The sequence below is a fragment of the Thermocatellispora tengchongensis genome, from assembly GCF_014202315.1.
Lineage (GTDB): Bacteria > Actinomycetota > Actinomycetes > Streptosporangiales > Streptosporangiaceae > Thermocatellispora > Thermocatellispora tengchongensis.
Genome location: NZ_JACHGN010000006.1, coordinates 238,260 through 254,067 on the forward strand (window position 1 = coordinate 238,260; position 15,808 = coordinate 254,067).

The 15,808-nt window shown below is 73.6% G+C and carries 15 protein-coding genes; 4 read left to right on the forward strand and 11 right to left on the reverse strand.

All coding sequences use genetic code 11. The features are described 5' to 3' along the window. Positions 1–11: 11 nt before the first annotated feature. Positions 12–944, forward strand: a complete 933-nt coding sequence (locus HNP84_RS15850; protein ID WP_185050743.1) for a helix-turn-helix transcriptional regulator — start codon at positions 12–14, stop codon at positions 942–944. 19 nt (positions 945–963) lie between these two features. Here HNP84_RS15850 and HNP84_RS15855 read toward each other — a convergent pair whose 3' ends face one another. From HNP84_RS15855 to HNP84_RS15905, 11 genes are all read right to left on the reverse strand, one after another. Next, positions 964–1,839, reverse strand: coding sequence for an amidohydrolase family protein (locus tag HNP84_RS15855; protein ID WP_185050472.1), 876 nt, complete (start codon positions 1,837–1,839; stop codon positions 964–966). A gap of 10 nt (positions 1,840–1,849) precedes the next feature. Continuing rightward, positions 1,850–2,626: an HpcH/HpaI aldolase family protein gene (locus HNP84_RS15860; protein ID WP_185050473.1), complete on the reverse strand. Its 777-nt coding sequence runs from the start codon at positions 2,624–2,626 to the stop codon at positions 1,850–1,852. 11 nt (positions 2,627–2,637) lie between these two features. After that, positions 2,638–3,813 (reverse strand): DUF5624 domain-containing protein, encoded by a 1,176-nt coding sequence (locus HNP84_RS15865; protein WP_185050474.1) that lies wholly within the window; start codon positions 3,811–3,813, stop codon positions 2,638–2,640. A gap of 14 nt (positions 3,814–3,827) precedes the next feature. Further along, positions 3,828–4,925 carry a hypothetical protein gene (locus HNP84_RS15870; RefSeq protein ID WP_185050475.1) on the reverse strand — a complete coding sequence of 366 codons (1,098 nt, stop codon included), beginning with the start codon at positions 4,923–4,925 and terminating at the stop codon, positions 3,828–3,830. Continuing rightward, complete coding sequence (locus HNP84_RS15875; RefSeq protein WP_185050476.1) at positions 4,922–5,671, reverse strand: ABC transporter ATP-binding protein; 750 nt, start codon at positions 5,669–5,671, stop codon at positions 4,922–4,924. The genes HNP84_RS15870 and HNP84_RS15875 overlap by 4 nt, the downstream gene beginning before the upstream one ends. Then, positions 5,668–7,455: a branched-chain amino acid ABC transporter ATP-binding protein/permease gene (locus HNP84_RS15880; protein ID WP_185050477.1), complete on the reverse strand. Its 1,788-nt coding sequence runs from the start codon at positions 7,453–7,455 to the stop codon at positions 5,668–5,670. The genes HNP84_RS15875 and HNP84_RS15880 overlap by 4 nt, the downstream gene beginning before the upstream one ends. After that, positions 7,452–8,336, reverse strand: coding sequence for a branched-chain amino acid ABC transporter permease (locus HNP84_RS15885; RefSeq protein ID WP_185050478.1), 885 nt, complete (start codon positions 8,334–8,336; stop codon positions 7,452–7,454). The genes HNP84_RS15880 and HNP84_RS15885 overlap by 4 nt, the downstream gene beginning before the upstream one ends. Next, a complete protein-coding gene (locus HNP84_RS15890; RefSeq protein WP_185050744.1) occupies positions 8,333–9,535 on the reverse strand; it encodes an amino acid ABC transporter substrate-binding protein in 1,203 nt (400 codons plus the stop codon). Before HNP84_RS15890 ends, HNP84_RS15885 begins: the two co-directional genes overlap by 4 nt. Positions 9,536–9,753: 218 nt before the next feature. Continuing rightward, entirely contained in the window at positions 9,754–10,413 is a 660-nt protein-coding gene (locus HNP84_RS15895; protein ID WP_185050479.1) for a GntR family transcriptional regulator, read from the reverse strand. A gap of 46 nt (positions 10,414–10,459) precedes the next feature. Further along, a complete protein-coding gene (locus HNP84_RS15900) occupies positions 10,460–11,206 on the reverse strand; it encodes a MerR family transcriptional regulator (RefSeq protein WP_185050480.1) in 747 nt (248 codons plus the stop codon). 25 nt (positions 11,207–11,231) lie between these two features. Next, a complete protein-coding gene (locus tag HNP84_RS15905) occupies positions 11,232–11,885 on the reverse strand; it encodes a TetR/AcrR family transcriptional regulator (RefSeq protein WP_185050481.1) in 654 nt (217 codons plus the stop codon). A gap of 100 nt (positions 11,886–11,985) precedes the next feature. On the opposite strand from HNP84_RS15905, the gene HNP84_RS15910 reads away from it, so the two are divergent. The 3 genes from HNP84_RS15910 to HNP84_RS15920 are packed head-to-tail and all read left to right on the forward strand — an operon-like array spanning position 11,986 to position 15,643. Further along, positions 11,986–12,474 carry a (2Fe-2S)-binding protein gene (locus HNP84_RS15910; protein WP_185050482.1) on the forward strand — a complete coding sequence of 163 codons (489 nt, stop codon included), beginning with the start codon at positions 11,986–11,988 and terminating at the stop codon, positions 12,472–12,474. Then, positions 12,471–13,466, forward strand: coding sequence for an FAD binding domain-containing protein (locus tag HNP84_RS15915; protein ID WP_185050483.1), 996 nt, complete (start codon positions 12,471–12,473; stop codon positions 13,464–13,466). The genes HNP84_RS15910 and HNP84_RS15915 overlap by 4 nt, the downstream gene beginning before the upstream one ends. Further along, complete coding sequence (locus tag HNP84_RS15920; RefSeq protein WP_185050484.1) at positions 13,463–15,643, forward strand: xanthine dehydrogenase family protein molybdopterin-binding subunit; 2,181 nt, start codon at positions 13,463–13,465, stop codon at positions 15,641–15,643. The genes HNP84_RS15915 and HNP84_RS15920 overlap by 4 nt, the downstream gene beginning before the upstream one ends. Positions 15,644–15,808: the final 165 nt, after the last annotated feature.

Below are 15,808 nucleotides of genomic sequence, written 5' to 3' on the forward strand. Positions count from 1 at the left end.
AGACTGGGACGATGCTGGAGACCTCGGTACGGCTGCTGCGCCTGCTGTCGCTGCTGCAGTCGCGCCCCGAATGGCCGGGCCCCGAACTGGCCGAACGGCTGGGGGTGACCACCCGCACGGTGCGCAACGACATCGAGCGGCTGCGCATCCTGGGCTACCGCATTCACTCCACCACCGGTACGGCCGGCGGCTACCGGCTGGGCGCGGGCGCGGCCCTGCCCCCGCTGATCCTGGACGACGAGGAGGCGGTGGCCGTGGCCGTGAGCCTGCGCGCGGCGGCGAGCGGCACCGTGGCGGGCATCGAGGAGACCTCGCTGCGTGCCCTCGCCAAGCTGCAGCAGATGCTCCCCTCGCGGCTGCGGCACCGCATCGACGCGCTCGGGGCGGCCACCGTGTCGGTCGCCGGACGCGGGCCCACCGTCGAGGCCGCCACGCTCACCGCCGTCGCCGCCGCCATCCGTGACCGCGAGCAACTGCGCTTCGACTACGAGGGGCACGACGGCACCGTCGGCCTGCGCAGGGCCGAGCCGCACCGGCTCGTCTACACCGGCCGCCGCTGGTACCTGCTGGCCTGGGACACCGGCCGCGAGGACTGGCGTACCTTCCGCGCCGACCGCATCCGGCTGCGCACCCCGAACGGCCCCCGTTTCACCCCGCGGCAGCCCCCGGACGACGCCGCCACCCACGTCGTACGCGGTGTCGGCGCCGCGGCCTGGCCGTATCAGGCCCGCGTGCGGCTGCACGCCCCGCCGGAGCGGCTCGCCGAGGTCCTGCCGCCCACGGCCGGCCTGCTGCACGAGGACGGGGTGCTGGAGACGGGCGGCGAATCCCTGCACAACCTGGCGGCCTTCCTCGGCACCCTCGGCGTGCCGTTCACCGTGCTGGACCCGCCGGAGCTGCGGGAGCTGCTGCACAGCCTTGCCGAGCGGTACGCCGGCGCGTGACGCTCCCCAGCCTTCGGCTTCAGTCCGCGTAGAACAGCCGCGCGGGGGAGTCCACCAGGATCCGGTGCCGGTCGTCCGCGGAGGGCGCCCAGTCGGCCAGCAGGTTCAGCAGCTCGCCGGTGTCGCGCTGCCCGTCGGGCAGGTGCGGCCAGTCCGAGCCCCACAGCAGCCGGTCGGGCCGGGCCGAGACCAGGGCGCGGCCGGCCTCCGCCGCCGCCGCGAGCGACCCGTCCTTGGCCAGCCGGTACGGCCCCGAAAGCTTGACGTGACAGTGCCCGCCCTCCAGGACGCGCAGCAGGCGCTCGAAGTCCGGCCAGGTCAGCCCGTCGGACTCCTTCATGTAGCCCATGTGGTCGATCACGAAGGTGTGCTCGAAGCCGGCCAGGAACGGCAGCAGGTCCCGCACGATCGTGCCGGGCGTGTAGAACTGCAGGTGCCAGCCGCGCGGCCGGGCCCTGTCGGCCATGGCCCGGATGTAGCCGATGATGTCCTCCGTCGGCCAGGAGGCGCGGGCGAACAGGTCCAGGCGGATCGCGCGCACCCCGGCCTCGTGCAGCCGGTCCAGCTCGGCGTCCGAGGCGTCGTCCTCGATCCGCGCCACGCCCCGGCAGCGCGGCCCGATCCTGCGCATCGCGTCCACCAGCAGGCTGTTGTCGGTGCCGTAGAAGGTCGGCTGCACCAGCACCATGCGCTCGATGCCGAGCCATTCGGCCAGGCGCAGGTACTGCGCGATGGTGGCGTCCGGGAAGGTGTACAGCGGCTCGGGCACGTGGGGGTAGCCGGGCTCGAACACGTGGAAGTGGGTGTCGCAGCTTCCCGGCGGCAGCGTGAAACGCGGCTTGGCGTTGCTGTCGGCGGGACGCATGGGCAGGGTCTGGAGGGGTTCCACGGGCATTGCGGGTCCTTCAGGTCCGGGCCGCCAGCGCGCGCCTGGCGGCGTCGGCGGCGGCGTTGAAGAGCAGGGCGGTGTCCATCCCGGTCAGCAGCAGCGGGCAGACGCCGAGCGGGACGAGCGCGTCGTGGACGGCCCGGTCGCCGATTCCGGCGACGGCCAGCAGCTTGCCGTGGCGGCGGCAGGCCGCGGCGGCGGTCGCGACCGCCTCGCGCACGCGCGGGTCGTCGTACCGGCCGGGCACGCCCAGCTCGGCGGTCAGGTCGTTGGCGCCGATGGCGAGCATGTCCACACCGTCGATGGCGGCGATGGCGTCGGCGTTGGCGATCCCGGCCGGTGTCTCCAGCAGCACCTGGACGACGGCGGCGGCGTCGAGCGCCGGGTTCAGCTCGCGGGCGGGCAGGGGACGCATGCCGAGCTGTGGCACCTGGGCGGTCTGGGAACGCTGCCCGCGCGGGGGGAACCGGCAGGCGCGCGCGACCAGCCGCGCCTCCTCGGCGGTCTCGATCCGCGGCGCGACGACGCCGTGCGCGCCGCCGTCGAGCAGGCGGCCGATCATGCCGTACTCGCGCTCGGGCACGCGTACCAGGGCGGTCATGCCCAGGGCGCCGGCGGCCGAGCAGAGCTGGGCGGCCACGTCGGTGGACATGGGGGAGTGCTCCAGGTCCACCAGGATGGCGTGGTGGCCGGTGGAGTGGGCGATGTGCGCCACCTCGGTGGTGCGGCTGCCGCGGACGCCCAGCATCAGGGTGGGCTCGCCGGCGCGCAGACGGTCCAGGAACGGCGGCACGGGGTCCCTCCTCACAGGCCCGTCGGGTAGCGCACGCCGGTCAGGCCGGGGACCGCGACCTTGGCCGGGTCGTTGCCGGCCGCCGCGAGCGAGGCCATGGCGAAGTCGGTCACGCAACTGGACAGGAGCTGGCGCGGGTCCTCCAGCACCACCCGCATGCGGGTGACCATGGCCCGCATGTCGCGGACGGAACCGATGCGCGGCATCCCGGCGACCTGCGTGACGGCGGGGTCGGTGACGTCCGGGCGGGCCGGGGCGGCGAGGGCGTACCGGGGGTAGCCGTCGAACATGACCGGGGCCAGCTCGGCCGTGGCCCGGATGCCGCCCCACAGCTCGCGCAGCGGCTCCTCCAGCGCGGCCACCTCGCCGAGGTCGCCGCCGGCCGGGGTGGCGAAGGTGGGCGCGTGCGGGGCGAGGTACATCCGCTCCAGGGGGAGCCGGCCCCCGGAGATCGCCATGATCATGGTCGCGACACTGCTGGTGTCCCAGGTGACGCCGGCGGTCGGGCGTCCCTGCCTGCCCGCGATCAGGACCATGGCGCGTTCCCAGTCGATGTCCCGTTCGGTGAACCAGCGCGTCAGGCGGAAGCCGATGTCCATGCTGACCAGGAAGAACGTGGCCACCATCATGTGGTTGAGCGGCACCGGCAGCTCGGCGTCCCCGCCGCCGGCCAGGTAGTCGGCGCGCAGCGTCTCGGGCGTCAGGTACGACTCGTCGGCGAGCGCCGCCGTCAGGTAGCGGGTCGTGACGGCGCAGGAGTAGTCGATCATGTCGGCGATCTCCTGCTCCCGCCCCCGGTACGCCTCGACCGCGATCGTGTCGCGCCACAGCCGCGCGCTGTTCGCGGCGCGGGCGGCCTTGACCTCGATCAGCAGCCGCTCGGCGTCGGCCTGCCAGGAGCCGTCGCCGAGCAGGGTGCGCAGGCCCACCAGCGAGGCCACCGCGGGCCCCAGGTGCGAGACGGCGCTCAGCTCCTTGAAGCCCCGGGTGGATATGCGGAAGCCCTCGACCTCGGGCGGCCTGCCGCCGCCGGGGAACAGCGCGATGTCGGTGGCGGTGGCGGCGATCAGCGGATCGTCGCGGCCGCGGTCGGCGACGGCCCCGGCCAGTCTTCTGCCGATGCTGCCGGGGCCGGCGGTGTAGGCGGTGAACAGCCGGACGAGTTCCGGGCTCTCGTAGGGGACCACTGCGGCTCCTGGTGTCACTCGGCCGGCTCGGTGAACCGGTACACGACGGTGTCGGCGGCGAAGCGGACGTCGGCGCTCAGCCCGTTGGAGACGGCGACCAGCGGGCCGTCGTCGTCGTGGAAGACCGCGACGTCGGTGCCGCCGGTGGTGGGGAACTCCTGCACGACCTCCAGCCGGCCGTCCCGCCATCGGTAGAGCTGCGAGGCCAGCGCGGTCGTCGGGTCGGCGGGCGTGCCGAGGATGAAGTTGACCCGCAGCACGTACAGGCCGCGCTCGCCGCGCAGCACCGCGAACTCGCGGGCGCCCAGGCCGTCCAGCACGTCGTGCTCGGCGAAGCGCTCGCCGTTCCAGCGCAGCAGCCGCGACGGGCTGAGCAGGCAGCCCACGAGGAGGTAGTGCGCGCCGCCCTCGGAGAAGGACGCGAACGCCCGGCCGTGCTCGGCGGCCAGCTCCTGGTGGACGACGAACCGCTCGCCGTCCCAGCGGTACAGCCGCGAGGGCGTGACGTGGTCGGCGTGGGCGAGGAAGTGCCGCCCGCCGATGGTGAAGGCGTGCCAGTTGTAGCCCCACCGGGAGGGGATCTCCTGGAACGGCCGGAACGCCGTGCCGTCCCAGCGGAAGATCCGCGAGGGGAGGTTCCGCTCCTCGGTGCCGGGCAGCGCGACGCCCTGGGCCAGTGCCAGGAAGTGCCGGTCGCCCACGGTGAAGTGCCGCCACTGCTTGGCCGCGAAGCCGGGGAACGCCTGGAAGGGCGCGAACCGCGACCCGTCCCAGCGGAACACCCGCGACTCCACGTCCATCCGGTACGGCCCGGCGCCGCTGCGGATGCTGGCGGTGGCCAGGAACGCCTGCCCGCCGATCCGGAAGAACTCGGCGTCCTCACCGCCGGGGACCGGCAGGCGCTGGTAGGGCTCGTACCCGCCGGCGGTGCGGCGCAGCACCAGCAGGTCCACGTCGCTGTCGCCGCCGTTCATCGCGGGCGGCTGCCCCGGCACGTCGGCGGCGAGCTGCGGGATGGCCAGCAGCGACATCCCGCCGAGCGTGAACGGCTCCACCGCTCTGGCTCCGCTGGTCGGGATGCGGCACCACTCGACGAGGCGTGCGGCGCTCATGCGTCTCCTTTCGGTTCATCGCCCCCGCCCCCGGCGCCGCCGCCGAGGAACAGGGCGGCCATGCCGGGGTCGGCGAGCAGGTCGGGCGCGGGGCAGGAGCGCAGCACCTTGCCGCCCTCCATCACCACGGCGTCGTGGGCGAGCGAGAGGCCGAACTTGACGTTCTGCTCCACGATCAGCACGGTCACGCCCTCACTGTTGAGCGTGCCGATCGCGGCGGCGAGCTGGCGGCGGGCCCGCGGGTCCAGGCCGACCGAGGGCTCGTCGAGCAGCACGACCTTCGGGCGGAGCATGAGCGCGCGGGCGAACTCCACGGCCCGGCGCTGCCCGCCCGACAGGTTCGCGGCCCGCTCTCCCGCCCGCTCGGCGACGATCGGGAACAGCTCGGCGATCTCGGCGAAGCGGCGCCGGTTGCGCTCGCGCTCGCGCCGCTCGACGTACGCGCCGAGCATCACGTTCTCGCGCACGGTCAGGGCCGGGAACAGGCCGTGGTGCTGCGGGACCTGGACCACGCCGCGGCGGATGATCTCGGCCGGGGCGAGCCCGGCGAGGTCGTCGCCGTCCAGCAGGATGCGCCCGGAGCGCGGGCGCAGCAGGCCGCTGCACGCCTTGAGCACGGTGGACTTCCCGGCGCCGTTGGGGCCGACGACGCAGGTGACCGCGCCGGGGGCGGCCGTGAGGTCCACACCGCGCAGGATCGGGTCGGCGGCGCCGTACCCGGCGACCAGGCCGCTGATAGTGATCATTTGGCGGCTCCGGCGGTGGTGTGCTCGCCGAGGTAGGCGTCCTGCACGGCGGGGTCGTGCTCGATCCGCCCGGGAGGCCCGCTGGCCAGGACGCGGCCCTCGGCCATGACGTGCACCCGGTCGCACAGCGACAGCACCAGCGGCAGGTCGTGCTCGACGATCAGCACGGTCATCCCGCCCCGGTTCAGCGTGCGGATGATCTCGCACAAACGCTCGACGAGCGCGGGGTTGATCCCGGCCGCGGGCTCGTCCAGCAGCAGGAGCCGGGGTTCCAGCATCAGCGCCTGGGCCAGCTCGACCAGCTTCTGCTGGCCGTACGACAGGCGCCCGGCCGGGTGGCCGGCGTACTCGCCCATGCCCACGAACTCCAGCCACTCCCGGGCCCTGGTTGTCGAGCCGGCCACCGAGCCGGTCCCTGAGCCGGCCCGTGACCCGCGGCCGGGCACGAGCAGATTCTCCAGCACCGTCAGGCTGGGGAAGATCCGCGTCGCCTGGTAGGTGCGGGCCAGCCCGGCGCGGGCGCGACGGTGGGGCGGCAGCGCGTGGATCGGGCGCCCGGCCAGGTGCACGGTGCCGGCCTGGGCGCGCAGGCCGCCGTCGAGCAGGTTGAACACGGTGGTCTTGCCCGAGCCGTTGGGGCCGATCAGCCCGGTGATCGAGCCGCGCTCGACGGTGAAGGAGCAGCCGTCCACGGCGCGTACGCCGCCGAAGTGCCTGGTCAGGCCCTCCACGACGAGCAGCGGGCCGGTGCCGGGCGACGGCTGCGGCGTCCAGGGCAGCGCCCGCGGCACGGGGGTGAGCCGGCGGCCGGGCAGGGCCGGGGGCTCGGCGCCGCGCCACCGCCGCACCCGCGCCACCAGCTCCGCGATCACCCCCTTGGGGAAGAACAGCACGATCACCGACAGCAGCCCGCCGTAGATGATCAGCCGCCAGGAGCCGGCGTCGGGGCCGCTGAGGCTCTGGTTGGTGAACTGGGCCAGCGGTTCCAGCAGGAACGCGCCGGCCACCGGCCCCCACAGCGTCCCGACCCCGCCCAGGTGCGCGGCCAGCACGATCTGCAGCGCGATGACGATGTCGAACATCGCGGCGGGCTCCAGGAACGAGACGTAGTAGCCGTAGACGCCGCCGGCCACGCCGATCGGGAAGGCGCTGGCGGCGAAGGCCGCCGTCTTGTACCGGGCGGCGGGGACGCCGACGCCCTCGGCCTTGGACTCGTCGTCCCGGATCGCCACCAGCCCGGCCCCGAGCCGGGAGCGGCGGATCGCCCAGGACCCGGCGACGGTCAGGGCCAGCAGCGCCAGCAGCGCGTAGTAGAAGGGCAGGTTCAGGTAGTCGGAGTCCCAGGTGGGCAGGGGGAGCGCCAGCCCGTGGTTGCCGCCGGTCACCGAGGACCAGTTCGAGGCCACGATCGCGGCCAGCTCCAGGAACGCGAAGCTGACGATGACGAAGGCGATCCCGCGCGTCCGCCGGCCGGCCAGGGCCAGCAGCAGGGCCGCCCCGGCGGCCGTCACCCCGCCGAGCGGCGCGGTCAGCAGCGGCGAGACGTCCAGGGCGGTCGCGGCGATGGCGGCGGTGTACGCCCCGATGCCGAGGAAGGCGCTTTGGCCCAGGGAGACGTATCCGGCGTAACCGGAGATGATGTTCCAGGCGGAGGCCATGATGGCCAGCAGGAACGCCATGATGGCCAGGTTCTGCCAGTAGGCGTTGTCCGACAGCAGCGGGAAGGCGGCCAGGGCCGCCGCGGCCGCGGCGATGGCGGCGCGGCGCAGCCGGGTGGGGGTCATGCGCGGCTCATGTCCTCTCTCAGCCGGGCGCCGAGCAGCCCCTGGGGCCGCGCCAGCAGGACGATGACGATCACCAGGTACGGCACGGCGGTGGCCCAGCCGGGCGACAGGTAGGCCGAGGTGAGCGCCTCGCCCACCGCGACCAGCACGGCGCCGAGCACGCTGCCCGCCATGCTGCCCATGCCGCCCAGCACGACGATGCTGAGCATCAGGCCGATCCAGTGGTAACCGCTGCTGGGCGTGAACGGGTACAGCACGCTGAGCAGCGCGCCGCCCGCCCCGGCCGCCGCCACGCCCAGGGCGTACGAGGCGGCCCATACGCGCCGCACGTCGATGCCGACGAGCCGGGCGCCCTCCGGGCCGGCGGCCACGGCCCGGACCGAGCGGCCCAGCCAGGTCCGGTTCAGCACCAGCCACAGCCCGCCGAGCACCACCGCCGCGACCAGGCAGGCGTACACCTGCGCCTGCGGCAGGTGCAGCCCGGCCACGGTGAAGGAGCGGCCGGCGTAGCCGGGGCCCGCCAGGCGCCACTCGTTGCCCCAGATCAGCGCGATGACCCCGGTGGTGATCAGGGCCAGGCCGAACGTGGTCACCAGCGCCGTGGGCGGGTCGGTGGTGCGGGCCCGCTCGACGAACAGGTAGTAGGTGACCCAGCCCACGGCCAGCAGCGCCGGGGCGGTCACCAGGGTGAGCAGCAGCGGGTCCAGGCCGGTGGCCCGCCACAGGCTGTAGGCGAGGTACGCCCCCAGCATGAGCATCGCGCCCTGGGCCAGGTTGACGATCCGCATCACGCCGAAGATCAGGTTCATCGCGGACGCGGCCAGCGCGTAGACCCCGCCCACCAGCACGCCGAACGCCAGCGTCTGCGCCAGCCCGGTCATGACGCCCACGCGGGTTTGGGGGTGATGACCGGGCCGCCGGTGCGCGCGCTCTCGGGCGCGACGATTTCGAGCTCGCCCCGCTGCCACTGGGCCAGCAGCATGTCGCCGTCGGGCACGCCGCGCTCGTCCCACTTCAGCGGCCCGACGATCGTCTGCACCGTGTTGGCGTGCAGCCAGTCGGCCAGCTTGCGCTGGTCCAGGCTGCCCACCGCCTTGACCGCGGCCTCCAGAACCTGCCCGGCGGTGTAGGCGTTGGCCGCGTCGTCGGTGGGCGGCCTGCCGTACGCCTTGGTGTAGTCGGCGACGAACTCGGCGTTGCCCGGGTAGGGGGTGGCCGGGCTCCAGGCGACGGAGGTGAGGATTCCCTCGGTGTTGGCCGGGCCGACCGCCTCGGGGAAGGAGGACACCACGCTGGGGCTGTTGGTCTGGAAGAGGATCTTCGGGCTGAAGCCCTGCTTCTGCAGCGCCTTGATCAGCCCGGCCCCGTCGGCCGAGACGGCGCCGTGCACGATCAGGTCGGGCCGGGCCGCGGCGATGGCGGCGGCGATGGTGTCGAAGTTGGTGGTCTCGGGGGCGTACTCCTGGCTGTAGACCGGCCGTACGCCGAGCGCGCCCAGCTCCTTGGCGAACGCCTCGATGGCGACGTCGGTGTTGGGGTCGTCCTGGGTCGGGTACGCCGCCGTCGCGGGCCGCTTCTCCGGCGGCAGCGACTTCACCCAGGCCACGAACTGCTCCGGCAGATCCACCGAGGTGCTGGGCTGGGCGAAGAACAGGTACTCGTACCCGCGCTCGAAGATCTCGGTGGCGCCGCCGGACGGCTCCACGTAGAGCATCTTGTGCCGCTCGGCCACCGTGGAGGCGGGCAGGTTGAGCTTGGAGGAGAAGGTGCCGAGCAGCAGGTCCACCTTCTCCTGGCCGATCAGCCGGTTGTAGTTGCTGATGACGGCGTTCTGGTCGAAGCCGTCGTCGAGGACCTTGAGCTCCACCGGCCGGCCGAGCAGCCCGCCGCCGCGGTTGAGCCGGTCGAGCCACACCTTGTAGCCCGCGTACGCGGGTTCCGAGGCGTCGGCGACCGGCCCGGACAGCGGCAGGGAGGCGCCGATCTTGATCGGGCCGGTGTCCCCGGCGGTCCCGCTCCCGTTGCCACATGCCGTGACCAGGAGCAGGACCGCCGTCAAGGAGCCGAGGAACGTGCGCATGACACTCACCTACAGATCGTGGTGCCGGCTGCGAGGGGGGTGTCGCAGCGGTTATATGCAATGTATACATTGCACGTGACTCGGTGAACAAGATGTTTCCGCATCCGCACACGAGGCCGTACGGACTGATTCCGCCGCCGGGCGCCTGCCACCTGCGGGGTGAGGCTCGGTGTCAGGCGGTGACCGCAGGGCGGGGCCGCGGCGGGTGCGTGCGCCGGTCAGTCCCGCGGCCGGGACGCGGCCTCGTGCACGTGCTCGGCCGCCGCGGCGGCGGCGCGCTCGGGGTCGCCCTCGGCGATGGCCGCGACGATGGCGTCGTGGCGGGTGGGCACCAGTTCGGCGCGTCTGCTGATGTTGCCCAGGCTGATGATCGCGAAGCGGGCCCAGATGCGGTCCAGGGCGTCTTCGAGCAGCGGGTTGCCCGACAGGCGGGCGAGCGTCATGTGGAAGTCCAGGTTGGCCCGCCAGACGCCGGCGGTGTCGCCCGCCTCGGCGCGCTCCTCCACCGCTCGGGCCGCCTCCTTCAGGGCGGTGAGCTGGACCGGGGCGAGCCGGCCCTCGCGCTGGGCGGTCGCGGCGAGCTTGGCGGCCAGCGCGTCCAGAGCCTCGTGCAACTGCATCGCGTGGCGGATCTCGTCCTCCGACAGGGAGCTGACCACGACTCCGCGGCCGGTGGAGGTGACCAGCCCGTCGCTCTGCAGCCGCCGCAGCGCCTCGCGTACGGGGGTGCGGCTCATCCCCAGGTCCTCGCACAGCACGACCTCGGTGAGCCGGTCACCCGGCCGGTAGTGACCGGAGACGAGCCGCTCCCGCAGCCGCCGGTAGGCCAGCTCCGCCTGGTTGTGCAGGCCGGGACGCTCCTCGTCCGATGAGATCACGACCTAGGTATACATTGCACTCAACCACCGCGCAAACCAGCGTCCGCTAGCTGTACGCACCCCGGCCGTCGACGGGCGCCTCGGGTGGCGCGGCGAGGTGGAGGTAGTCGTCGAGGTGGCGACCCGCCGCGAGCATCGCCCGGCTTCTGCCCCGGAGGCGGACGCGCCATTCGGCCAGGACGCCCTCAAGGTCGGCGGTGTCGCCCACGGCGCGGAGCTGATCGATGAAGACCTTGATCCGGGGGAGCGGATAGCCGCCACGCCGGAGCTGGCGGACGACGTGGGCGTCGCGCACGGTGTCCGGCGGATAGCGGCGGTGGCCGGTGACGGGGTCGCGGCGGGCCCGCAGGATGCCGGCGTTCTCCCACTTGCGCAGGGATGCCGGGTGCATGCCGAGCTGGTGGGCCAGCGCCCCGATGGACAGCTCCTTGCGGCGGCCTTCCTGCTGCTCGGGCGCGGCGGTCAGGGCGCCGAGCGCGGCGGTGACCTCGTCCAGGATGCGGCGCTCACGCAGCAGCTCGGCGTGCGCCTGGTCGATGAGCCGGAACAGCGCCTCCTCGTCGCCCCGGTTCGCGGCACGCAGGATCTCCGCGGCCGTGCGGTGCCCGTATCCGAGGCGCAGGGCGAGGAAGGCGCGCAGGGCGCGCGCGTGCGCGGCGGTGTAGCGGCGGTATCCCGTGCCGCTGCGCTCCACCGGGGGCAGGATGCCCTCGTCCTCGTAGTTGCGCACGGCCTGCGTGGACAGGCCGTGCTCACGGGCCAGATCGACGGGCCGCAGGGATCGTGGCGTCATCGCGTGATCAGTCCCCGCCCCTGGTTCAGCGCAGTGTCGGCAGTCCGGCGGCGAGCGCCATGAGCATCCGCTTGATCGTGGGCACGAACGGGAGGCAGGCGACGGCGATCTCGGGATCGCTCGCGTAGAGCTCGGCGAGCACGGGCGGCGGGTTCGCCGCCGGATACAGCAGTGAGGCGAGCGCCGCCGCCGAACCCACCAGCTCGCGCGCCTCGTCCTCGGTGAAGTGGGGGCACACCCGCGCGACGGCCCTGCCCAGCCGGGCGGTGACGCCGATGGCGGTGAGCTTGAACGCGCGGGCCGCCTCGACGGTGACGTTGTGTTCGAGCTGGGTCGAGCTGTGGCTGAGCAGGTCGCAGAACAGGGGGCGCTCGGCCAGCGTGTCGGCGAGCACGTCGACCACCGCGCCGGGGCCGGACGAGGGTGCCAGCCGGTCGAGGACCGCGCGCTCCCAGTCGTGCCACTCCTGCGCGGCGAGCTCCAGGTAGATCTCCTCGCGGGTGGCGAAATACCGCGCGAGGTTGGACTTGGCCAGGCCGACGGCCGCCGCGACGCCGCCCAGGCTCACCTCGCGCACACCGGATCGCAGCGCGAGCTCCCGCGCGGCGGCGAGGATCGCCTCGCGCCGCTGCTGCTTGTGCTCCGGGCGTCTGGCCCGCAGGAACGCCGCCTCAGACATGACCCGAACAACAGTACTTCACAGTTTAGAGAACACCGTCCTCTTGTTAAGAGGACGGTGTTCTGCTAACTTCGGGCCCACCATCGACCGGAGGGACGCCATGGCCGAGATATCGCTGCGGGTCAACGGATCCGCACACGAGCTGGACATCCAGCCGCAGGTGAGCCTGCTCGACGCGCTGCGCGAGCACCTCGGCCTGACCGGCACCAAGAAGGGCTGCGACCAGGGCGCGTGCGGCGCCTGCACCGTCCTCGCCGACGGCGAGCGGATCAACTCCTGCCTCGCGCCGGCCGTGCAGTACGAGGGGCGCGAGATCACCACCATCGAAGGAATCGGCCACCCGCTGCAGGAGGCGTTCGTCCACGCCGACGGGCTCCAGTGCGGCTACTGCACGCCGGGCCAGATCTGCTCGGCGATCGGCATGCTGGCCGAGCACAAGGACGGCATGCCCAGCGCGGTGACCGAACACCTGGCCGTCACCGGCGGCGAGCTGGACGACGCCGAGATCCGGGAACGGATGAGCGGCAACCTGTGCCGGTGCGGCGCCTACAACGGCATCGTCTCGGCGATCAGGGAGGTCGCGGGATGAGGTCGTTCTCCTACCTCAGCGCCCCCGACGTGGAGACGGCGCTGCGCGTGATCGCGGACGGCGAGGGCGTGAAGTTCCTCGGCGGCGGGACGAACCTCGTGGACCTGATGCGCGAGGGGATCGAGCGGCCCGCGACGGTCGTGGACATCACCCGGCTGCCGCTGACCGGGATCGAGGAGCTGCCGGGCGGCGGCGTCCGCGTCGGCGCGCTGGTGCGCAACAGCCGGCTCGCGGCGGACCTGCTCATCAGGACCCGCTATCCCGTGCTGGCCCAGGCGGTCCTGCACGGGGCCTCGGCCCAGCTCCGGAACATGGCGACCGTCGGCGGGAACCTGCTGCAGCGCACCCGCTGCCTGTACTTCTACGACGGGGCCGCCGCGTGCAACAAGCGCGCCCCGGGCAGCGGCTGCGACGCGATCGGCGGGTTCTCCCGCGGCGGCGCGATACTCGGCGCGAGCGAGCACTGCGTCGCGGCCCATCCCTCCGACATGGCGGTGGCGCTGGCGATGCTCGACGCGGTCGTGGAGGTGGAGAGCGTCCGCGGCGTCCGGCGCATCCCGATCGCCGACTTCCACCGCCTGCCCGGCGACACGCCGCACATCGAGACCGCGCTGGCCGCCGATGAGCTGATCACCGCCGTCGAGCTGCCGCCGGTTCCGGTCGCGGCCAACTCGCGCTACCGCAAGGTCCGCGACCGCGCCTCCTACGCCTTCGCGCTCGTCTCGGTCGCCGCCGCGCTGAATGTCGAAGACGGCGTGGTCACCGAGGCCCGGCTCGCACTGGGCGGCGTCGGCACGAAACCGTGGCGCGCCACCGAGGCGGAACGCGCGCTGCTCGGCGCACCGGCGACCGAGGACGCCTTCCGGCGGGCGGCCGAGGCCGAACTCGCCGCCGCCGTGGCCGGGCCGCAGAACGCGTTCAAGATCGAACTCGCTCGGCGGACGATCGTGGCGACGCTGCGGCGGTTGCTCACCGAGGGGAGCGCGGCATGACCGTGATCGGACGACCGCTCGACCGCGTGGACGGCAGGGTCAAGACGACCGGTGCGGCCAGGTTCGCCGCCGAGCACCCCTATCCCGGCCTCGCGCACGCCGCGCTGGTGCCCGCGACGATCAGCCGCGGCCGGATCACCACCCTGCACACCGGCGAGGCGAGCGCGGTGCCCGGCGTGATCGCCGTGCTCACCCACCTCAACGCCCCCGAGCTGAAACCGGCGCCCAAGGTGACCCCGCTCAGGCTCAGCTCGCTGGTCTCCGGCACCTCGGTCGGCTACCTGCAGACCGACGAGGTGCACTGGGACGGGCAGCCGATCGCGGTGGTCGTCGCCGAGACCTCCGCCGCCGCGCGCGAAGCCGCCGCGCTGGTGCGCGCGGACTACGCCCCCGCGCCCGCCATGGTGGACTTCGCCGCCGCCGAAGCGGACGCCCGCCCTCAGCGGGGCAACCCCCTGATGCCCGGCGAGGCCAAGAAGGGCGACGCGGAGGCCGCGCTCGCCGCCGCGCCGGTCGCGCTGGACCTGCGCTACACCACCCCGCCGCACCACCACAACGCGCTCGAACCGCACGCCACCACGGCGGTCTGGGACGGCGACCGGCTCACCGTGCACGACGCGACGCAGGCGATCGACTGGTTCCGCGCGCACCTCGCGGTGCGCTTCGGGATCCCCGCCGCCGACGTGCGCGTGCTCGCGCCGTTCGTCGGCGGCGGATTCGGGGGCAAGGTCTCGATCTGGCCGGGCACCATCCTCGCCGCGCTGGCGGCGCGCGCGACCGGCAGACCGGTACGGCTCGCGCTCACCCGCGAGGACGTCTACCGTACGGTCGGCGGGCGGACCCCCTCGATCCAGCGGGTCGCCCTGGGCGCGACCCGCGACGGCAAGCTGACCGCGCTGGTGCACACCAGCGTCACCCGCACCGGCCGGGTCGGCGGCCTGCCCGAGCAGGTCACCTCACAGTCCCGGCACCTGTACGACGCCGAGAACATCTTCCTGCGGCAGAGCATCGTCCCGCTCGACCTGCTGTCGAACACCTCGATGCGGGCGCCGGGCGAGTCGATCGGCACCTTCGCCCTGGAGGCCGCGATCGACGAGCTCGCCTGCGAGCTGGACCTCGACCCGATCGAGCTGCGCATGCGCAACGAGCCCGCGGTGAACCCGATGGACGGCAAGAAGTTCGCGCACCGGATGCTGCGCGAGGCGTACGCGGTGGGCGCGGAGAGGTTCGGCTGGCACGAGCGCGATCCGAGACCGCGCTCGATGCGCGACGGCCGCTGGCTGGTCGGCATGGGCGTGGCGTCGGCGTACCACCCGTCGTGGCGGTTCGCGGCGAACGTCACGGTGCGGCTGTCGGCCGACGGGACCGTGCTGGTGCGCTGCGGTTTCCAGGAGATGGGCATGGGCGGCGCGACGGCGCAGGCCCAGATCGCGGCCGACGCGCTCGGCGTGCCGTTCGAGGCCGTCCGCGTGGAGTACGGCGACTCCGCGCTGCCGATGTCGCCGAATGCCGGCGGGTCCGCCCAGACCGCCAGCGTCGCCGGCGGCGTGCTGGAGGCGTGCGGCAGGCTGAAGCGGTCGCTGGCGGCCATGGCGCGGCGGACGGGCGGCGACACCCCCGAGACGATCCTCCGGCGCGCGAACCTGCCCTACGCCGAGGCCGCCGCCGGATCGGACACGCGGTTCGGCCGGATCTCCGGGCAGGTGCGGTTCATGGCGAACCTGCTGCGCGAGCAGCGGCGCTGGGTCAAGGCCGCCTCGGGCGCGCAGTTCTGCGAGGTGCGGGTCGATCCCGACACCGGCGAGGTGCGCGTGTCGAGGTGGCTCGGGGTGTTCGACATCGGCACGGTGGTCAACGCGAAGACGGCCGCGAGCCAGTTGCGGGGCGGGATCGTGATGGGCCTGGGCATGGCCCTGTCGGAGGAGACCCTCGTCGATCCCCGCACCGGACGGATCATGAATGCCGGCCTGGCCGAGTACCACGTGCCCGTGCACGCCGACATCCCGCCGATCGAGGTGTCCTTCCTGGACGACCCCGACCCGACCATGCCGCTCGGCATCCTCGGCGCGGGCGAGGTCGGCATCACGGGCGTCGCCGCGGCGGTCGCGAACGCCGTCCATCACGCGACCGGGACGCGGGTGCGCGACCTGCCGATCACGCTGGACAAGCTGCTGTGAGGCGAGGGGGATCGCGGCGGTGAACACCGCGTACGCGACGGCGCCGGCGGGTCCGCGAGCGCGGTAGCCGGCGCCGGCGCGTACTGCGTTCACGGTAGCCGCGAACCCTCCCGCGGTCTGACGTTCGGGCAGGTGAGGGGCGCGAGGCTGGAGCTGTGACCAAGA

Bases quoted from the DNA above. Each gene is read 5' to 3' on its own strand.
- HNP84_RS15885 (WP_185050478.1), bottom strand. From the start codon at position 8,336: ATGACCGGGCTGGCGCAGACGCTGGCGTTCGGCGTGCTGGTGGGCGGG.
- HNP84_RS15920 (WP_185050484.1), top strand. From the start codon at position 13,463: ATGACCGTGATCGGACGACCGCTCGACCGCGTGGACGGCAGGGTCAAG.
- HNP84_RS15905 (WP_185050481.1), bottom strand. From the start codon at position 11,885: ATGTCTGAGGCGGCGTTCCTGCGGGCCAGACGCCCGGAGCACAAGCAG.
- HNP84_RS15875 (WP_185050476.1), bottom strand. From the start codon at position 5,671: ATGATCACTATCAGCGGCCTGGTCGCCGGGTACGGCGCCGCCGACCCG.
- HNP84_RS15900 (WP_185050480.1), bottom strand. From the start codon at position 11,206: ATGACGCCACGATCCCTGCGGCCCGTCGATCTGGCCCGTGAGCACGGC.
- HNP84_RS15915 (WP_185050483.1), top strand. From the start codon at position 12,471: ATGAGGTCGTTCTCCTACCTCAGCGCCCCCGACGTGGAGACGGCGCTG.
- HNP84_RS15850 (WP_185050743.1), top strand. From the start codon at position 12: ATGCTGGAGACCTCGGTACGGCTGCTGCGCCTGCTGTCGCTGCTGCAG.
- HNP84_RS15910 (WP_185050482.1), top strand. From the start codon at position 11,986: ATGGCCGAGATATCGCTGCGGGTCAACGGATCCGCACACGAGCTGGAC.
- HNP84_RS15890 (WP_185050744.1), bottom strand. From the start codon at position 9,535: ATGCGCACGTTCCTCGGCTCCTTGACGGCGGTCCTGCTCCTGGTCACG.
- HNP84_RS15855 (WP_185050472.1), bottom strand. From the start codon at position 1,839: ATGCCCGTGGAACCCCTCCAGACCCTGCCCATGCGTCCCGCCGACAGC.
- HNP84_RS15870 (WP_185050475.1), bottom strand. From the start codon at position 4,925: ATGAGCGCCGCACGCCTCGTCGAGTGGTGCCGCATCCCGACCAGCGGA.
- HNP84_RS15880 (WP_185050477.1), bottom strand. From the start codon at position 7,455: ATGACCCCCACCCGGCTGCGCCGCGCCGCCATCGCCGCGGCCGCGGCG.